17 protein-coding genes are annotated in these 18,803 nt (G+C 49.0%); 11 read left to right on the top strand and 6 right to left on the bottom strand.

Going from position 1 to position 18,803, the window contains the following annotated elements; translation table 11 throughout:
- The 3 genes from J4G02_19180 to J4G02_19170 all read left to right on the top strand — a co-directional run.
- Window positions 1-762: dehydrogenase (locus J4G02_19180; protein ID MCE2396661.1), on the top strand; the 762-nt coding region annotated here is incomplete at its 5' end.
- A 103-nt stretch (window positions 763-865) separates the two neighbouring features.
- Entirely contained in the window at window positions 866-2,092 is a 1,227-nt protein-coding gene (locus J4G02_19175) for an amidohydrolase/deacetylase family metallohydrolase (GenBank protein ID MCE2396660.1), read from the top strand.
- Between the two features lie 10 nt (window positions 2,093-2,102).
- Window positions 2,103-2,900: an SDR family oxidoreductase gene (locus tag J4G02_19170; GenBank protein MCE2396659.1), complete on the top strand. Its 798-nt coding sequence runs from the start codon at window positions 2,103-2,105 to the stop codon at window positions 2,898-2,900.
- Here J4G02_19170 and J4G02_19165 read toward each other — a convergent pair.
- From J4G02_19165 to J4G02_19155, 3 genes are all read right to left on the bottom strand, one after another.
- Window positions 2,845-3,909 carry an NAD(P)/FAD-dependent oxidoreductase gene (locus J4G02_19165; protein MCE2396658.1) on the bottom strand — a complete coding sequence of 355 codons (1,065 nt, stop codon included), beginning with the start codon at window positions 3,907-3,909 and terminating at the stop codon, window positions 2,845-2,847. The two genes, J4G02_19170 and J4G02_19165, sit on opposite strands and share 56 nt — an antisense overlap.
- Window positions 3,906-4,811 carry an NAD(P)-binding protein gene (locus tag J4G02_19160; GenBank protein ID MCE2396657.1) on the bottom strand — a complete coding sequence of 302 codons (906 nt, stop codon included), beginning with the start codon at window positions 4,809-4,811 and terminating at the stop codon, window positions 3,906-3,908. Before J4G02_19160 ends, J4G02_19165 begins: the two co-directional genes overlap by 4 nt.
- 97 nt (window positions 4,812-4,908) lie before the next feature.
- Window positions 4,909-6,051: a phytanoyl-CoA dioxygenase family protein gene (locus tag J4G02_19155; protein MCE2396656.1), complete on the bottom strand. Its 1,143-nt coding sequence runs from the start codon at window positions 6,049-6,051 to the stop codon at window positions 4,909-4,911.
- A 438-nt stretch (window positions 6,052-6,489) separates the two neighbouring features.
- Here J4G02_19155 and J4G02_19150 point away from each other — a divergent pair, with 438 nt between their 5' ends.
- On the top strand, window positions 6,490-7,536 hold the full coding sequence (locus J4G02_19150) for a flippase-like domain-containing protein (protein MCE2396655.1): 1,047 nt from the start codon (window positions 6,490-6,492) through the stop codon (window positions 7,534-7,536).
- Between the two features lie 98 nt (window positions 7,537-7,634).
- On the opposite strand, the gene J4G02_19145 is transcribed toward J4G02_19150, so the two are convergent.
- The 3 genes from J4G02_19145 to J4G02_19135 all read right to left on the bottom strand — a co-directional run bounded on the left by J4G02_19145 (window position 7,635) and on the right by J4G02_19135 (window position 10,083).
- Window positions 7,635-8,081: a hypothetical protein gene (locus J4G02_19145; protein ID MCE2396654.1), complete on the bottom strand. Its 447-nt coding sequence runs from the start codon at window positions 8,079-8,081 to the stop codon at window positions 7,635-7,637.
- 87 nt (window positions 8,082-8,168) lie between these two features.
- Complete coding sequence (locus J4G02_19140) at window positions 8,169-9,197, bottom strand: PD40 domain-containing protein (protein MCE2396653.1); 1,029 nt, start codon at window positions 9,195-9,197, stop codon at window positions 8,169-8,171.
- A gap of 607 nt (window positions 9,198-9,804) precedes the next feature.
- Complete coding sequence (locus J4G02_19135) at window positions 9,805-10,083, bottom strand: hypothetical protein (protein ID MCE2396652.1); 279 nt, start codon at window positions 10,081-10,083, stop codon at window positions 9,805-9,807.
- Window positions 10,084-10,502: 419 nt separating this feature from the next.
- Between J4G02_19135 and J4G02_19130 the strand changes: the two genes are divergently transcribed.
- From J4G02_19130 to J4G02_19100, 7 genes are all read left to right on the top strand, one after another.
- Window positions 10,503-10,901, top strand: coding sequence for a VOC family protein (locus J4G02_19130; GenBank protein MCE2396651.1), 399 nt, complete (start codon window positions 10,503-10,505; stop codon window positions 10,899-10,901).
- A gap of 266 nt (window positions 10,902-11,167) precedes the next feature.
- On the top strand, window positions 11,168-12,541 hold the full coding sequence (locus tag J4G02_19125; protein MCE2396650.1) for a hypothetical protein: 1,374 nt from the start codon (window positions 11,168-11,170) through the stop codon (window positions 12,539-12,541).
- 111 nt (window positions 12,542-12,652) lie between these two features.
- Window positions 12,653-13,702, top strand: a complete 1,050-nt coding sequence (locus J4G02_19120; protein MCE2396649.1) for an AAA family ATPase — start codon at window positions 12,653-12,655, stop codon at window positions 13,700-13,702.
- Between the two features lie 21 nt (window positions 13,703-13,723).
- Complete coding sequence (locus J4G02_19115; GenBank protein MCE2396648.1) at window positions 13,724-13,873, top strand: hypothetical protein; 150 nt, start codon at window positions 13,724-13,726, stop codon at window positions 13,871-13,873.
- Window positions 13,874-13,898: 25 nt separating this feature from the next.
- Complete coding sequence (locus tag J4G02_19110; GenBank protein MCE2396647.1) at window positions 13,899-16,115, top strand: hypothetical protein; 2,217 nt, start codon at window positions 13,899-13,901, stop codon at window positions 16,113-16,115.
- 169 nt (window positions 16,116-16,284) lie between these two features.
- The gene (locus J4G02_19105) at window positions 16,285-17,214 is read left to right on the top strand and encodes an ABC transporter ATP-binding protein (protein MCE2396646.1); all 930 of its coding nucleotides are present in this window, start codon (window positions 16,285-16,287) and stop codon (window positions 17,212-17,214) included.
- The gene (locus J4G02_19100; GenBank protein ID MCE2396645.1) at window positions 17,211-18,713 is read left to right on the top strand and encodes a hypothetical protein; all 1,503 of its coding nucleotides are present in this window, start codon (window positions 17,211-17,213) and stop codon (window positions 18,711-18,713) included. Before J4G02_19105 ends, J4G02_19100 begins: the two co-directional genes overlap by 4 nt.
- Window positions 18,714-18,803: the final 90 nt, after the last annotated feature.

The following is an 18,803-nucleotide window of genomic DNA, read 5'->3' as shown; positions in this document are numbered from 1 at the left end:
AAGGCGTTAACCGACGCGGGAGTTCTGTTCTGCTTTGCGCCCGATGCCGTCCGCCGTCCTATGGCTTGCACCATCATAACCTTCATCTTAGCGCTTGCGATGAGATTGATGGCAAAGGACAAAATCACCCGTCAGGGACGCTGGTCAGAGCAGAATGACTATCGCGGTGAAGGTTTAATGGGCAAAACGCTCGGATCCATCGGCGTCGGCAACATCGGTCATGAGGTGTTTGTATTGGCACAGCCGTTTGGCATGCGTCATCTGGGCTGCGATCCCTACATAAAGCAGGCGGATGTAGACGATGTGGGCGTGCAATTAGTGGACATGGACACGCTGCTAGCAGAGTCGGACTTCGTGAGTATCAGTGTGCCATTGAACGAGGAAACGCGACATCTCGTTGGAGAGCGCGAGTTGCGCAAGATGAAATCAACTGCTTATCTGATAAGTACCTCACGGGGACCTGTAGTTGATGAAGCAGCACTGATTCAAGCATTGCAGGAGGGCTGGATTCGAGGAGCAGGAATTGATGTTTTCGAGCAGGAACCCGTCGATCCTGACAATCCGATTCTCGGTATGGACAATGTGGTAGTATCCCCCCACTCACTGTGTCATACCGATGAATACTACAAACTTGCTTGGAGCGGTAAACTCCGACAGGCAGTGCAAATTCTCCGGGGTGAAATTCCCGAAGAATTAGTTAACAGGGAAGTTCTTGACAGACCAGTGTTTCAGACAAAGTTCAAGAAGTTCCAGGTATCCTAGAGGGAGACTGACACTGCTGTCTAAACGCATTTCGTTAGTTAATTGGTTGGTTAATGAACCAATGAATAAATGAGCCAATGAACAACTTGATACGAGGTGATTCATGCAGTTTGACTTGTTAATCAGAGGTGGTGATGTTGTAGATCCAGGTGGTGGTCACAGTGGCAAGTTTGATGTTGCGGTTAAGCGCAATCGTATTGCAGCCGTTGATGCCAATATTCCCGCAGAATCTGCTGTTCAGGTTATTGATGCTAGCGGTCAATATGTAACGCCGGGGTTGGTCGATCTCCATACCCATATCTTCTACGGTATTGGCTATTACGGTGTCCATGCAGATACGGTGGCGGCGCGCAGCGGTGTAACCACTTGGCTCGATGTGGGATCTTCGGGCGGGTACAACTTCCCCGGTTTCCGCGAGTACATCGTTACGCCCGCTCAAGCACGCATTTATGCGTTAATCAATATTTCATCAATCGGCTTGACAACGCGGTCCGGAGAACTCACCAACTTGGATTACTGCGATATCGATCTCTGCTGCAAAATGATAAATCTGAACCGGGATATAGCGTTGGGCGTAAAAGCACGTATAGATCAAGGTCAAACTGGCGGCACAGTCGTTCCACTGACATACGCACGGGAGGCAGCAGATCGCTGCGAACTCCCACTGATGGTTCATATCGGCGGTGGACCACCGGGGATTGTTGATGTCCTGAAGCATATGAAACCCAACGACATACTGACCCACTGCTTTACCGGCGGAGACATGCGCATCATCGACGATTCAGGCAAGCTGCGCGATGAAGCAAAACAAGCTTGGGACAGTGGTGTCGTTATGGACATCGGTCATGGAGCGGGTTCTTTCTCCTTTGAAACCGCAGAAGCGCTGATGAGTGTGGGCCATAAGCCGGATGTCATTTCGTCCGATATCCACCAAAACAGTATTGGCGGTCCTATGTTTGACATGCCGACCTGCTTGAGCAAGTTTATGGCGTTGGGGATGAGTTTTGCAGAGGTGATACAGGCGTCAACCGAACGGCCCGCCCAAGTAATGGGGCTGCAAGACGAAATCGGGACGCTCAAAGCGGGTGCATTGGCGGATATAGCGCTCTTCCGCATTGAATCAGGAGATTTTACCTTTTATGATGTCCGGATGAACCCACGAAAGGGTACGCAGTTGGTGCGCAACACCTTGACCCTTGTCAACGGGCGTGAATTACCTATCGTAGCCGAGAAATCACCGGCGCCGTGGTTTGAATTGAGCGATGGTCAGCGCCAACTCATCGAACGCAATCACACACCCGAAGCATTCGACCCTAAATTAGGACAATGAGGTCTTCAACATGTCACCAAATTTGTACGGTATGAGACGGTTTGAGAGTAAAACCGCTTTGGTAACGGGTGGTGCTTCAGGCATCGGCAGAGCGACGACAAACCGTCTGGCAGCAGAAGGCGCACACGTCATCATTGCGGACAACGACGCAGACATGGCAAATAAGGCTGTTGCGGAAATAGAACAGTCCGGTGGTACTGCAACTTATATGGAGGTTGATTTGGCAGATGACACCGCCGTTGAAGCGGTTGGTCGTGCCGTTGCCGAACAATTCTCTGCGCTCCACATTTTGGTGAATAACGCTGCTATCTTGAGACAGGGGCGTATCGAAGACGGAGGATGGTTGCCAAATTGGGAACCGGAAACAGCGGTCGGTTTAAGAGGCTGGGTCCTGATAACTCAAGTGCTATTGCCCATGTTAAAGAAGGAGGGTGCTGCTATCGTCAATCTCTCATCAGAGGGCGGCTTTCTCGGAAGACCGGGGCAATGGGTCTATGATGCGATAAAAGCGGGCTTGGTCTCAGCTACCAAGACGATGGCTTATGAGTTTGTCGATTACGGTATTCGCGTCAATGCTGTCGCACCGGGGTGGATCGTTACGGAGATGCACTTTGGTAAACACCCGGACCCACAAGCGCGGAAGAAGGAACTGGAAGAAACGCCCATAACTTCCTGTATTATGAAACGCCGTGCGCAGCCAGAAGAGGTAGCTTCCGCTATTGCCTTCCTACTTAGCGACGACGCCTCTTACATCACCGGCACAACCCTCCATGTCGATGGGGGTCGCATGGGGATGTCCGTGGGGTAACGGCTTTGTATAAGGTATAATCCGACTTCTCAGGGGTTTGTGTGCGCTTCCAGAATTCAAGGAGGGTGAATGGCCAGTTTTGCGTCACGCGCCCTTGGCTATTCTTATACCAGCTTCTTACATCTGATGCGCCCCAAGCCATCTGTAGATTACCTTCGTCAACCCATTGGTTGTAGGCGTCATGGACGGACTGTTTGCAGTCAAGCGCGGCGTAGCCGGTTTCAATCAGAAGCTTGATACACCCCAGAATGTACCGCATCTCACATTCCGAAAAGAAAATGATGCTGCCATTGGCAACGATATTTGTGTTGGGACCATACATGCAAAACAGATTGGGAAATTTGGGAATGGTCATCCCTAAATATGCACGGGGATTGCCGTCCCAATGTTCTTGAAGATCAATTCCTCCCAAACCTTTGATTTTCATTGGCCAGAGCATACGGCTAGGATAAAATCCCGTGGCATAGATTAGTATATCCACTTCGTAAGTTTCGCCCGATTTGGTCGCAATCCCTGTCTCAGTAATTTGGGCAATTGGCTCAGTGACGAGATGGACGTTGTCCCGCTTCAGCGTTTTGAGCCATGTGCCGTTGTCCACCAGCATCCGCTTGCCCGCCGGCGGATATGTTGGAATACATTTTTGTAGCAGATCTGCATCATCTCCCACGATTGATTTCATGCCTTTGGTAAATTGGGCACGAAGTTCATCGTTGGCGGCACTAATCGAACGGGCTTGGTCTGTCCATGAAGCATCTTTTTTTACCCAAGCGAGCACACCTTCGGCGACATGCCAGAACCTGAAAAGGCGGAACCATTTGGCATAGAACGGTACGTGGTTTAGAAGCCAGTGTTTGCCCTCCGGGATGTCGTCATGATATACGGGCTCGATTGCAATCCAGTTCGGAGTCCGCTGAAAGACAAATATTTCGCCCGCCTGTTTGGCAATCTCTGGGACAAATTGAAAGGCACTGGCACCCGTGCCGATAACTGCAATCCGTTTATCGGTCAAGTCATGCCCATGTTCCTAAACGCCTCACGCCCTTCAATATCCGGGAGTCTCGGACGATTGAGTTGCCCCACAGCACTTATGACTGCTTGGGCTTCTAGGGTTTGGTTCGCACCGTTGGCACTTTTGACCCGTACTTTCCAACTGTAAGTTTTCTCATCAAATTCTGCCGATTCAACCGACATGTTGAAACGTATATGTGGGCGAATTCCAAACTCATCGGCACACTGGTTAAAATAATTCAGAAGCACGTTCTGCGGAGAATAATACTTTGGCCAATCCCTAGGCTTAAATGAGTAGGAGTAGATGTGATTGGGGGTATCAACGCGGCACCCCGGATAGGTATTCTCGAACCAAGTCCCTCCAATTGACGCATTTTTTTCAATAACTGTAAATGAAATCCCCGCTTCCTTGAGGCGGTGTGCAGCGAGGATACCGGACATACCTGCGCCAACAATGATAACGTGAAATGCACGCCTTTTCTCTAGCGGGATATCTTCCATCCCCGGCGGGGCATAAGGATCTCTGCTGTCCAAGGACAACTCGCCCATCAGAAATTGTCCATAATCGTCGGGCAGAGACTCTCCGACGAGGAAGGCCATCATTTCGCGAACTTGATCCATGGACGGTGCTTGAGGCAGCTTGCAACCATCGTCCCGATAGGTCTTAAGAACTTCAAGGGCTTGCGCACGCACCGTCGCTCGCTGCGCTTCGGTGATGCCGACATAGGGATCACCGAGAACGCGAGGGTGAGGCCGAATATCCCCACGTATGATGTTCATGTCACCAGTCAGGTGCACAAGCGACACCATCAGCGCAGGTATATTGGCTTCCTCTAGGGCAGCTTTAATGAACTCGTCGGGTTCGGTAATTGCCTTCCAAGTATCGAACTGAGTCGCAGCCATGCTTTCCCTTTGTCTAATCTCTCAAGCCCGCGTTACGTCTATGCCACGCTATTGAAATTGATACCCATCAAAGGTGTTATAGCCCTACCTCTATACTTCAAATGCCGAGATCCCTCAGATTATAGTCCTTCACGACATTTTCTTTTGTCGATTCGTTCCACCGATTGGCGGCTTCCATTCCAACCATAGGTTGGTAAACGTAGCGCGGTTCATCGGGGAAACGCTGCTGACGGGCGGCGACGCCTACAGCAATCAAGCGAGATCTCTCAAAAATGCGTTCTGCATCGTAGACTACCGTATCCTCGCCGTATGTCGTTTCAAGGTCAATAACGGAGGAGTAGCGGTGGAACCCAAAGTTGACTGTCACCCGCCAGTCCGGCGAAGTGTTTGGGAAAGATGCGTGCAAGGCTTGACGGTTGGACATGACAACGTCGCCGGGATTGCATACCATCGGCACTGCTCCGGGCAGACGGTCAGAACCGTTGTTATCCTCGATCATCTTTTTGATGTCCAGTTTGCCCTGTTTGTGTGATCCGGGCAATACCCAAACCCCGTTGGCTGCCGTGCTACCATATAGCTGCGCCATGAAATTGAACCCGTGGGTGCCTTGATCCCAATCCGGCTTATCCCACTGTTTGGTTCCGTCCTGATGCCATGCGACAGATGCGCCCAACCCCGGCGGCTTCACAATTATGGATTCGGTGAAGGGGGTGAAATCCGGCCCGTTAATGTGTTCTGCAACAGACAGAAGCTGTGGATGACCATAGAGTCTTAGGAAAGAGTCCATCAGTTGAAGCGGGCTTGAGATAGACGTAATCACAAAGTCCGGAGCATCTTCCGGTGGAGTGGGTTCGTTCATTTTGGCTGGATGACGACCATTGTTTCTTGATGTTCCACCCACGGGATCGCTCAACGGCTTTGCAAAATTGAAGCTGGATCTCGTAAGCTCGGATCCAATCGCGGGCCTCCCCTCTGAATCAACCTCTGCATCCTTCGTATGTGGTGCTCGGTCGAGCACGGTTTCAAAATCCTTCTGTAGATCTTTGAGTTCTTCTGCGCTTAATGCTCCTTCAAACACATAGAACCCACAACGCCAGTAGGCATCTGCGATGTCCTTGTGCAGCGTGCCGTTGGAGTTAAATCGGAGTGGCCCCCGATTGCCAATCTCATAAGCCTTCCGTTCTCCCTCTTGAACGTAAGCGTCCATTGTCGTTGTATCTTCTGATTTATTTGTGCTCATCTGCATATTTCCTCCCTCATTTCCATTTCCTGTTTCGCTTGCATAGATTAAAGAATTATCGACTTGAAGCTCGCGGCAGTAACACGCTGGGTCAACTCAAATGATTATACAACCCCGTCCGATTTAGATCAAGCGGAAAATATTCTATCGTTTGTGGACAGCGGCATGACCGTTCGAGGATTACTGACGGATATGTTTGTGAGTCAATTTGAGAAATCATGCAATAGAAACCGAGTCTCTGATTTTGACGTTGTATAAATCTACCCCTAACAGTTTGTGACATCATAGCAATATGACGTTCCGGAAATTTCCCGGGGTTTTGACAGAATCAAAAAAAGAAATGTTATGAATTTACGATAATTTTTCGATAACCGTGTAACATCTTTTACCCATAATTTCACCATGCCGTTGAAGAGCGTAGAAAGAGATATCGAACAATTGACTAAACCCAATCATATGCCAGAACAGAAGCAGCCTAGAACATCTCTCCTAAATCTTGACAGGCTTGTCAAACCTCTGCTTATTCTCGTCATCGTGGGTGTCATCGGTAATCTGGTTTTCTGCCTCTGGACGACAGACCGTCAGAAACTCGCCGAACTCCTCCGTTTAGATGGACGTTACCTCTTATTAGCGATGTTATTAACACTAGTTCCTCTGTTAGGGCACACCGTTCGCACCATCATGTGGACAAGATTCCTCGGCTACCGTGTTGGTGTACACAAGCTCTTCAAAATCGTTCTCGCCAATGAGCTGGCTGCATCCATCACGCCGACAGCCGTTGGTGGTGGACCCTTGAAGATTGCGATGCTCGCTCAAGCCGGGCTTAGGACCGGCGCAGCAGCATGTGTAACGACGTTGCCAACGCTGGAAGATCTCCTCTTTTTTATCGTAGCGGTGCCAGTCGCGATGACTATTTCATCATCATGGAATCACCCTGTATTCAATCTGATTTCAGAGGGAATTAATCTACATTGGGTGTTACCTTGCCTAATTGTTGGTTTAGTTGGGGGAGGTGGGCTGGCATTGTTTTGTCGAAAGTCAGGACTGAGGATACAGAGGTGGGAGGGACTTCAAGGGCAGTTGAAGGCAGCTGGAGCAGATTTTTTGAACGTCTGTCGAACGATTGGAGGAACAGGTAAATCTCGTCTCCTGCTAAGCACCACCATTGCGGGCATACAGTGGATATGCCGGAATGCTGTCGCTGCGATGCTTGTCGCCAGCTTAGGGGTAGAAGTTGAATTCATCCGCTTTCTGCTGTTACAGTGGCTCATTTTCATCCTTACACTGTTCATACCGACGCCCGGTGCCACAGGCGGGAGTGAAGCACTGTTCTATCTGATCTTCAAACCGCTGCTACCGAATGAAATTCTCGCTGTTACCATTGGCGGATGGCGATTCTTGACATTCTACTGGGTTATGATTATTTCTGCCATTCTGCTGTACATCTTGCTGAACTTTGGAATATCTGAAACCGAGCAGGCTTAAGCAGAATGTCTTCACTTACTACCTAGCGGAGTCGATTGTATTGCTAGCAATGATAGCATAATAAGATAACGGTTCTGTATTAAAACAACGGTTGAAACTTATTGGGATTCCGTATGTAGGGCTTTGTCAAGTGCTTCTGCTAAATTATCGGGATCATCTGTTCCTATTCGATATCGTTTCCCATTTTTCATCTGAAGCTCAATGGCTAAGAAACCGGAAACATTGAAAAGCCAGCCCCGAGGTGTAAATCTTATCCCCCAGCCGTAGTACCAAGGGTTCTTGACCACACGGTATGCCCCAATCTCTCTGAGCAGAAAAGTCTTACGGATGATTCTCAGCCCAAATTGAATCTTAATCATCTGGTCATCAACTGTCACTGTTAAGCGAGAAAATACCCCAAGGACGATCAGGACAATAGTCAGGCTGATTAAGGTTAGCGGGTGAAAACTCGTCATGATATTGAAATAGCCTAAAAACAATACTACTATACTATACAAGGTGAGCAGCAAATAACCAATCTGAGTATGTTTATAATGTTCCATCATCTCTTATTCTATCTCTTTGTGTATGATTATAGTGCAAGTCTGTCCAGTTATTTGAACAGAACTATCCTTCCAACAGATTCCTTCAAATTATCGCCAATGGAGATCGAAATAATCGTAATTGGTTGAGGTAAGCTGCCGCATCTTGCCCGTTTTAACATCTAAGGTGAAGATTTCACTGGTTCGGCGTCCGCTCGTATCGCCTCCAATGAATGCAACCTGACTCCCGTTTGGACTCCACGTCGCATCCCGTCCCTTGTAAAGGCTTAAATTCAGATAGTTCTTGAACCGTCCTTTCTCTACAGTGGCGATGCAAATTTCGCCCGATGTATAAAATAGGATCTGCTTGCCATCCGGGGACCACTCCTCTATCCTTTGGCAAGGGGGCTCGTCTTTTTGAAGAAACCATGATCCGGTCATACCAACAACATCGGGTTCTGCCAACGCGAGGACCCCATCCGTCCTGAACGCGATCCATTTGCGATCTGGCGACCACTTGGGCCAGTTGATTCCTTCCGGCAATGCCTCAAGTAATTTGTTTTTCGGTTCTTTGACCTTTTCGCCTTTGGCGTCCCAGTGCAGCCAACCCTCCGCCCACCGGCGGGTTCTCCACCGCTTTGTTGATTCGCCGTCAATCGCTACGTCCCAGTTTTCGAGCCGGTCCTTTGCACGGTCAATCTCAACCACAACGAGGATTGCGCGACTTAGCGGAGACCACCAGAAGTCATGAATGTGATGCTGTCTCTTGACGAGCCTCTCGTTCTCAGTGCCATCTCCCCGCATCACATAAAGCGATTCCGCTCCATCAACCCCGGATATGTAAGCGATATGCCCCCTGTTTGGTGACCATCGAGGTCTGCGGGAAACCCCATCATCTGTGAGTTGGCGAAAATCTGTTCCGTTCGGATTCATCGTGCAGATGTTATACTGATAGAACTCCCACCATTTGGTCGTGCCTCGCCCTTTTTCCAGCGTTCGGGTTGAGGCTCGGAAACCATTCCGATTTTCCAACGGTTTGCGGATAGCAAAGACCAATTTTCCCATCTCGTCCTGTGCTGACGCAGCACTACTTACTGTGACAAACAACATCAACACACCAATTACACATTTTACACGCATATAATAACCTTTTTGAGGATTGCCTGTCATCTGTGTCCAGATGATCCGTGCCCGTTTGCGACCCATGCCTTGATGAAGAAGAGATTGAAGATATTAGACGTAGAGGAGTCGGTGAGGTCTAGAGGTTGTTTCAAGCTGCGCTTCCATTTTTGAGATTACAATTGAAACTGGAGGGACGATATTATCTTTTTTGTGTCTGAATAGTTGTCGAAAAAACAAGATAAAATGTGAGGCAATCATGACTTTATATCCTATTTCCTTTATTGTCGGGATAATTGTTGAGGCAGCCCGATTCATCTTGCATATGGCGCAAGCTATCCGTATCTCAGAGCTCTTCTCATCAGTGCAACCGTTGAAACCCGCAGCGGTGTTGCGGAAAATCACAGCTACGTTGGTTTTTTTATTCCTCTTTCCATCAGGATAATATCTGAAGTTCCTCCTACCGTTCCTACTTTCCCTTTTCTTGCAATCCCTCTTTTCGTTGAGGCAGCAGTTGGGAGCAACCGAAATTGAGCGATTTTCAGGATGATCAAGACCTTTCTCGGTTGTATCCGGTCTCGTCTAGGCGCTAGTCGACTATCTTCCCTGAGCATAGCAGGGTTGACTCTTATACCTGTCGCTGAGTTTTGATTGTCCAACCTGTGAAAGCCCTATTGACAACTTTTGATAGCGCGATGAGTTGAGTTCGTCTGGAGCTCACTTTTACTTCCTTTTGCTCTTTCATCGGGTGTTCGTCAAGCTTTCGGCGGCATATGCCCGTATCCTGTGAAACCTCGATTGCATCTGCTATTACCGTATTGTCTCTCCCAGCAACCGCTAAAGGGAGTGCCGGCGACTTCATGCTCGTCAGATCTGAATTTACCACTTCCTGTGTCCGTTTAGCCATGTGTATTGCTCCTTTACTATTTTCAACCTTTCCTGAGAACTTGCGTTTTAGTTGATTGAGAAGGTTGTCGTTGAGTGTGCTATCTTGAGAATGACAGAATGCAAGAAACTTGCCAATTCTGCGTGCTTTTCGGTCTTTTTCATAGAAGCAGTGAACAAAATTCATTGGCTTGGGTAATCTTCTATAGCAAATTGTATGGTAATTTCTCCTTTGCGTTCGTCGTGATAGGCGGCGAGCCATTCGTTGCTCTGTCCTGTATTCCTGTTGACATTTGTCTATACATGATGTATCTTAAAGTTAATTCCGCGTCTTGTGCGGGGTTTCAAGAGATATATCTCGCATTTCTGCCGTGCCTTCTGTCTCATTATTCTTACATTGAATCGACCTTATCCATTTTGAAATGAAGGGGGAATCTTCAAATGCCCACAACCACGGCAAACGGAACAGATGCCAAGGTAGAGTGCATCATACCTATTCTAAACGTTAAGAACCTCGCTATGAGCATGGATTATTATGTGAACGTGCTCGGATTTAGAAAGGAATGGGATTGGGGCGATCCGCCAGATGTTGGAAGTGTAGAGCGCGACGACTACTCCATCATGTTATGCGAAGATGGACAAGGGCACCCTGGAACATGGCTTTGGATGGGCGTTGAGGATGCCGATGAATTTTATGAGGAATATAAGGCGAGCGGCGCGAAAATTCGAGAGACCCCAGTAAACTACCCTTGGGCATATGAATTCAGAGTAGAAGACTTGGACGGTCACGTTTTACGAATTGGATCAGGGCGCAAAGAGGATGAACCGCATGATCACTAAAATTGCGTACACGTATCTGTTGTCCACTGCTATCCAATTACAATCGCAATGGCAATTTCCTTAGAGACTAATCCGTATACAAAGGCAGACATTTGCAAAGATTAGATTTCAACTAATCTACAAAAAGCGTGGACAAATTGTCATAGAATGAAGGGTGAAAGACGTTTGAAACCGGTAAGAGGATGTAAACCCGGTTTTCGGTAAGAAAGTCGAAACAGTAACTGCTAGTTCCCTCACTATCCTGTATCCTAAAAAGGAGGGTTTGCATGGACACTGACAATAAGACAATCCGTAAGTTCAAAATCAAAATGGCCGCACTCTTAATTCTGAAAAGGACACTCGCTGTCGCAACTGTTTGGGGGCTTATTTGGGGGACGATGGTTATTGTAATCCGTGTAACGATCGGGATGCCGCCCTTGACTCTGTTGACCGGCGCTATCGGTCTGATATTTGCCATCGGTTGCGCAGTTATATTAGCGTTACGTCAAATTCCGACACGAACTGCTCTCCGAGCGAGTCTCGACAAACACAGTGGTGCCGGTGGGCTGATGATGGCAGCGGAAACAGTAGAACTGGGCAATTGGCGAAAACAGATGCCATTGATTAAACCACCCCGTTTGCGTTGGCACGGCGGCGCGTATTGGACCCGTTTTGGAGGTGCCGTACTGTTCGTGTGTATTAGCCTGCTGATACCACAACGTTTTGTGGAGATCTCTAAGGCACAACCCCTTGATATTCGTGAAGAGGTAAAACAGTTGGCGGACGGGATTGATGTCCTCAAGGAGGAGGAAATTATTGAGTTAGCCCAAGCTGAGATGCTTGAAGAGAAACTTGATCAACTCCAAGCGGAGGCGTCGGGTGAAGATCCGGTCAAGACGTGGGAATCACTCGACCATCTGGCGGATACTCTCTCCCAAGAGGCAGCCGACGCCGCACAGGACGCGTTGAGCGAAACAGAACGCCTAACTGAGGCGGAAACCTTGTCGGAAGGGTTGATCAACGAAGGATCAGAGATGGATGCCCAGCTATTGGCAGAGTCGATGGCGGCCTTATCTGGGTTGGTTCAGAAAGCAGCGCAAGAAAATGCATCCCTCGCAGCACAGCTTCCCGACCTGAGGGGCGAAGGGGACTCACTCACGCTCGATCAACTCAAAGAACTTTCCGCAGCGTTGGGTTTGACTAAAAGCGATATTTACGACCGATTGGCGGAACTACATGCGGTCAATCTAATTGACTTAGAAACGCTCAAAGCGTATGAGAAACTTGGGCAGTGTGATAGTGCTGGACTTGCTGCATTTCTCGCTGAGAATGCAGATAGTAAATCGGTAGTAGAGTGTATCGGTGGGTGGTGTCGAGGCATTGGTCGCGGTCCCGGCGATGCCCCCATGACTTGGAGCGACGGCACTACGGAGGAGGGCGCGAAGTTCAAAGCAGAAGCCCTCCCACTATCAGGCATCGCCTCCCTTGAAGACAGTGAACTGGTAGGACTTAGCATCGCAGCACCATCGGTCGAGACATCGAGTCCTCCACCGAAATTAGGTGGACTCAGCGGCGCAACGGCTGGCGGTGGTTCGTCCTTTAACCAAACCGTTCTACCGCGTCATAAAGGGGCAGTTAAACGGTACTTTGAAAGGCCCTAAATGACCAAATACAGTTCGGCGGAAGTCCTTTAATTTAGAAACCGAGTTTTTTCTAAAAACTCGGTTTCTCTATATCGCTGCATTACTAATTTATGCCACATCTAAACAACCATGCCAGATAGCAAGCAATCTGAGAATCTGCTTCAACCTGAAGAACTCAATCCCGCTGTTGAACTCACAGAAAAAGTGCTTGCAGAACTAGATCACGTCCTGCTTGGGCGTTCCGCGCTCCACCGCTTGGTGCTCATCGGCATCTTAAGTCAAGGCCATATTTTGCTTGAAGGCGTGCCGGGTGTCGGCAAAACCGCACTCGTCAAAGCGTTGGGGCAATTGCTCAGTCTCGATTTTAATCGGGTACAGTTTACCCCCGACCTGATGCCGGGTGATATCGTCGGCACACATATCTTGCAGCAAACCCCAGAAGGACAACGCGAGATGAGTTTCCAAGCGGGTCCCGTGTTCACAAACATCCTTCTCGCTGATGAGATCAACCGTGCGTCCCCCAAAACACAGTCCGCCTTGCTTGAGGCGATGCAAGAGCGTTCCGTCACCCTGCTTGGCAATACCCGTATCCTTCCCAGTCCCTTTTTCGTCCTTGCTTCTCAGAACCCTATTGAATTAGAGGGAACATATCCGCTTCCAGAGGCGCAGTTGGATCGATTCCTATTCAAACTAATCGTTCCCCATGCTGATGTAGATGTCCTTGATGATATCATCTCAACCCGCCGACGCGGTGAACCACCTGCCCCAACATGGACAATGGGTGCTGAACGACTACGCCAACTGTTTGATGTGATGGATAGGATTTTCCTGCCCAAGCCAGTTTCACGTTACATTTCACGTCTGACGGCTGCTACCCATCCGAACACGCCTGAAACCACTGAAGAGATAAAAAAATATGTCACATACGCCGCCTCACCACGGGCGGCGATTGCGATGGCGGAAGCATCGCGGGCATCTGCACTGCTCTCCGGCCGTCCGACTGTCGGATTCGAGGATGTAAAAGCAGTCGCTTCAGCTGTGCTGAACCATCGTGTGATTCTGAACTATCAAGCCCGTTTTGACGGCGTGGATACCTTTACGATTGTGGATAGCCTCCTTACAACTCTTGACGAAACTGACCTCAATCTGCCCGATGACCTTGAGATTCGTTCAGCGTAAGTTTATTTTACGGAGATTAAAATGAATAACAATCCACAGCTATCTGATGATGAATTTGAAATCTTGGCAGATCAATTAGCTGACGAATTTACGATGTCTGTTGAATCTGATTGCCCGCCATTATCCGATTATGCGGTGAGCCGCGAAGGTCTGTATGAAGGGCATTTATAACCCGCTTAACATGAGGTAATCAACAATGAGGTACTCTGCACCGCATGTCATCTCTTTTTTTCTTGCTGTGTGGTTGTGCTGCAACGTGTCCGATGCCCTTGCACAGACAGATTTTGACGACATAACTGTCACGCCTGAACTCCAACCAAGCGGCGAAACTTTCCACGGATATGCAGAATACAGAATCGCCGTATCAAACCGTTCACCTGACGCAGCCCACCAAGTGACCCTGATTTTGCCGAAAGAGACCTTCGGCGTTTCTGGAAGTCGAATTCGAGAAATTACCCGCTCGGTTGTTGTCGGTCCCACTGTCACGATCCACGTCTCTTTGCTTCAGCCACCTGTGCCGATGGCATACGGCAGCAAATTAGGGGTCGCTATTGACGGTATGGTGCAGAAGGAGGAAGTGTCGTTATCCGGGGGCCAACACGGTCGGGGAGAATTGGGGAGAAGGCATGTTTCCGTCGGTGTCGGTGCACCACCAAGACGGGGAACGCGTACAAAAAGTTATCCGCTATCACTCCGGATTTTGATTAGTCGAAATATAGATGCCACAGCTTTACACACCCACGCTAATAAACTACTCAGTCCTTCTCCTGCAGGCAGTGTATCCCTGCCAAGTGGTGGCCCTGTGCGTCCGGGAGGCGGAGGTGCCACCGCCTCTTATGAAACGATTGATCTGGGGCTGCCCGTCTCGGAGTGGAACACAAATTGGCTCGGTTTCTCGCGCTATGATGGTGTTATCGTCACGGACGAGGATAGCCGGCAGATGCCTCCCGATGTTCAAGCTGCGCTATGGCACTACGTAGAGTGCGGCGGTGCCCTATTGGTGTTGGGAGAACGAGAGCTCCCTGAAAAATGGGGATTGAAGGAATCACTGCAACCTGAACCTCCCACCGGTGCTGCGGGGATTGCGGTCTACGAAGTTGGCTTTGGTCAGTGTATCGTGAGCCCTGAGACGGACACAAAAAGTTTAAATCAAAACCAGTGGAGATGGGTTGTGGAGTCATGGCTGAAGACCGCAGCCCCTTGGCACTGGAGTAATTCGATTGCAGAAGCCAACCGCATCTTTCCGGTGGTAAACAAGCTGGGGATTCCTGTGCGCGGCTTGTTTTTGCTGATGCTCTTTTTTGCCGTGGCAATTGGACCCGTAAACCTGATTGTGCTGTCTCGCAAAAGACGGCGTATCTGGCTGCTTTGGACAACTCCAGTCATCTCATTAATGACCTGTCTCGCTGTTTTTGCCTATGCAACCTTCGCCGAAGGGTGGAAACGAGTAGTTCGTACAGAAGGATTAACGATTCTCGACGAAAGGGTTCACCGTGCCACGACCATTGGCTGGACCGCCTTTTATTCAGCTCTGACCCCAGGTGAAGGATTACACTTCGGCTATGAGACGGAGCTAACGCCCCAAATCTCCGCTAGGAATACGAATAAAGTGCTTACAATCGACTGGACACGGGATCAGTACTTGGCAAGTGGCTGGATAGCCGCCCGTGTTCCAACACATTTTATGATTCGCAAGAGTGAAATACGGCGTGAACGTGTAACAGTCAGGAGGGGGACAGACGCTCGCCTCAGTATGGTCAATGGACTGGGTGCCGATATAAGCCAGTTCTGGTTGAAGGATCGGGACGGCACCATCTATGCTGCGACAAATATTCCTGCGGGGTTAGCAGCAGAACTGGTATTGCAACCGGACCTGCATATTGACAACCTGAGCCGGTCTACTGAGATATTTCAGCTTGAGTTTTGGGACCCGACTATCAATCAGGAGCTGGATCGAGGGAACTTCTCACCGATGTTAAGAGATGAAATGAGATGGCATGGTATGTTGCTTTCCGATAATGTCACTGTTTCCGTTCAAGATCGCGAACGACAGTGGGAGATAACGGATCAGCTTTTGAGGCATTCGTACAATATAAAAACTGACAGGGTTGGGGGATCACTTAGAATCTACGGCGAGAGATCACTCAACTTACGCGCCATCTTTGCCTCTGATAATTGGATAGAAAATATCGAACATCTCAAAATCAACCCTGAGAAATATCTGCGTCCCGGCTGCTATATCGCCGCCTTGGACACCTCTCCGTTTATCGAGGAAGGGCTGCAGAACGCGACAGAAAAGCAATATAGTTCTGTCGTTTACGGCAAACGTAGGGAACGCAGATCTGCGTTCCCTACTAACTCAATCGGTATTTTCCTCGGTGACGGTTCACACACCAACTATGATAGATTTTAGAATTAATTGGACACTGCAAATCGGCGAGGTTAGGAAACATCGACTACCGGAGATGGAAAAATCCGGGCTATCACCACGGTAGGTGCGGTTTTTAACCGCACCGCATCGGCGCAGTTGGAAACAGCGCCTACCAAATACGGGGAGCGAATAAATCCGATACATCATATACATGCAAGTCAATATCACTAACCTCAGAAAAGATTTCGGCGCGACGCGAGCGGTTGATGACATCTCCTATAGCTTTTCGTCAGGGCAGATCATTGGCTTTGTTGGGCCCAACGGCGCGGGCAAAACGACGACCATGAGAATCTTGGCAACGCTTGATGAACCGACAAGCGGCGATGCTAAAATTGATGGTGTCTCGGTCGTAGAGATGCCAGAGCAGGCACGTAGGCTAATTGGATATGTGCCCGATGCCCTTCCGATGCACCGGGATATATCTGTGCACGAATACCTCGACTTCTTTGCTCGCGCTTACGGCTTGATGGCAATGCAACGCCGGCAAGTCATCGAAAACATCGAAGAATTTACTAACCTCACGGGTATTCGAGAAAAAAACTTGTACACGCTCTCAAAGGGTATGAAGCAGCGAGTTAGCCTTGCGCGAGCCCTCATTCATGACCCACCGGTGTTGGTGATGGATGAGCCTGCAGCAGGACTCGATCCACGGGGGCGAGTCGAACTGCGGGAACTGCTGAGAATTCTGTCAGGACAAAGGAAAGCCATCCTGATTAGCTCACACATCCTTACCGAACTCTCGGAAATCTGCGATGGTGCTGTGATTATCGAACAGGGACGGATCATCGCTGCCGGAACGTTGCAAGAGATTATCAAATCGGATGTCGAACAGCATATCGTTCTGATTCGACCGCTTGACCGACAAGACGACCTGTATAGGTCATTGTTGTTGATGCCGAATGTTACAGCGGTCAACCAATTAGGAAACGAGATAGAGGCGAGGATCACCGGTTCCGAAGAAACGTGCAGTGACCTGCTAGCAAACCTCATCCGAGATGGATACCGTATTATAGAATTCAAGCAGCAAGGGGGTGATCTGGAATCGGTGTTCATGAATGTAACTAAGGGGGAGGTACAATGAAATCGATTCGTGGCATCATTGAAAAAATGACTGACCGGCTCAATCCCATCGTTGTAAAAGAGCTGCGGCAAGCGGTTCAGGGCAAGTTCCTAATCGTGGTATTAATCTGTTTTCTCTGTCTCCAACTGCTGGCCATGGGGATATTCTTGATAATAGACGAATCAATTTCTGTCTCTTTCGATGCAGGGCGAAACATCTTTCAGGTTTTGCTAGTGATTCTGTTTGGAACATGTCTACTATTTGTACCCGCCTATACCGGCCTCCGGTTGGCAACCGAACGAGCGGATGCTGACGTAGACCTCCTGTTCATCACAACCCTCCGACCACGTTCTATCATCTGGGGTAAATTCCTCGCAGGGTTCGTCCTTACTGTCCTGCTTTATAGCGCCTGTATGCCATTTATGGCTTTCACCTACCTATTGCGGGGGATTGACTTACCATCGATTTTCGTTCTTCTCGCTCTTGATTTCATCGTGGTAGCAGTGAGCCTCCAGGGTGCGATTCTCATCGGATGTTTCCCTGCCAATCGGGTCTTCAAGGTAATTCTTGGCGTGGGTTGGCTAGTTCTTATTCTTGCTGTTTTTCAGCTTATCACTTTGTTTTCTTTTTTCCTTCTGCGGTCCGGCATCGGAAGCCAACTCGATTCTTGGAAATTCTGGAGAGGTGCCTTGGGTGTGCTAGGCAGTGGACTGGCACTTATTGGCATTTTTGCCTTACTATCGATCGCGCTGATAAGTCCTGTATCCACCAATCGGGCATTGCCCGTGCGCATCTTCATCACCGCGGTGTGGCTCTTGACTGGAATCGGCGCAGCAATCTGGAGTATAGGGGTTGGTAACTTTGTCCCAATCGCGGTGTGGGCAGGTTCTCATATCCTTCTCCATTCTATCGGTCTGTTTATTGCTATTAGCGAAAGGGAGCATTTGGGTTGGCGTATTCGCCGAACTATTCCGCGCAGACCGTTGCTCCGCCCGCTGGCATTTCTCTTTTATAGCGGTGCTGCCGGCGGTGTGGCATGGTCTTCTTTGATAATCGCCTTGACCTTATTATGTATGGTAGGGTGGTTGAGTGCATTTCCGCTGATGAACACTGGAAGTGATATGGAAGAAGGTATCGGAGGGCTAGCCGTTCTGGGGCTGTATACTTTTAGTTATGTGTTGAGTGCCTCATTGATAAGAAGAACCTTTTTGGCGGACCGAGTCCCCAGTGCCTACACGTGGGTGATTGCCCTTGTTCTGTTAGGTATTACAACAACGATCATACCGCTCGGACTCTTCTTTCTTTATGGAACATGGGAGAAAGAATGGCTGGTTGCTAGCCCCCTTGGTTCAATGTTGTCTAGTAACAGTGATGTTATGCCTTTGAGCTTAACTATCGCAAGTTTTTCTGTGGTATTCATCGGTGCACTCAGTCTGCCGTGGTTTTTCAGCCAGTTTGCCGACTTTAAGCCTCCCAGAGAAAAAGCGGCAAGCAAGCCCCAGACAAACGAGTCCGAATAAGGTATCAAGAATTTACCAAAAAATCCTTTAGGTCTAAATCCCAAGCATTTATGCTTGGGATACAGATTGCTTTAGCAAGTTTTATTTTGA

The sequence above is a fragment of the Candidatus Poribacteria bacterium genome (assembly GCA_021295755.1).
Classification (GTDB): domain Bacteria; phylum Poribacteria; class WGA-4E; order WGA-4E; family PCPOR2b; genus PCPOR2b.
Note: the sequence above shows the minus strand (reverse complement) of the source record. Positions and strands in the feature narration are given on the sequence as shown.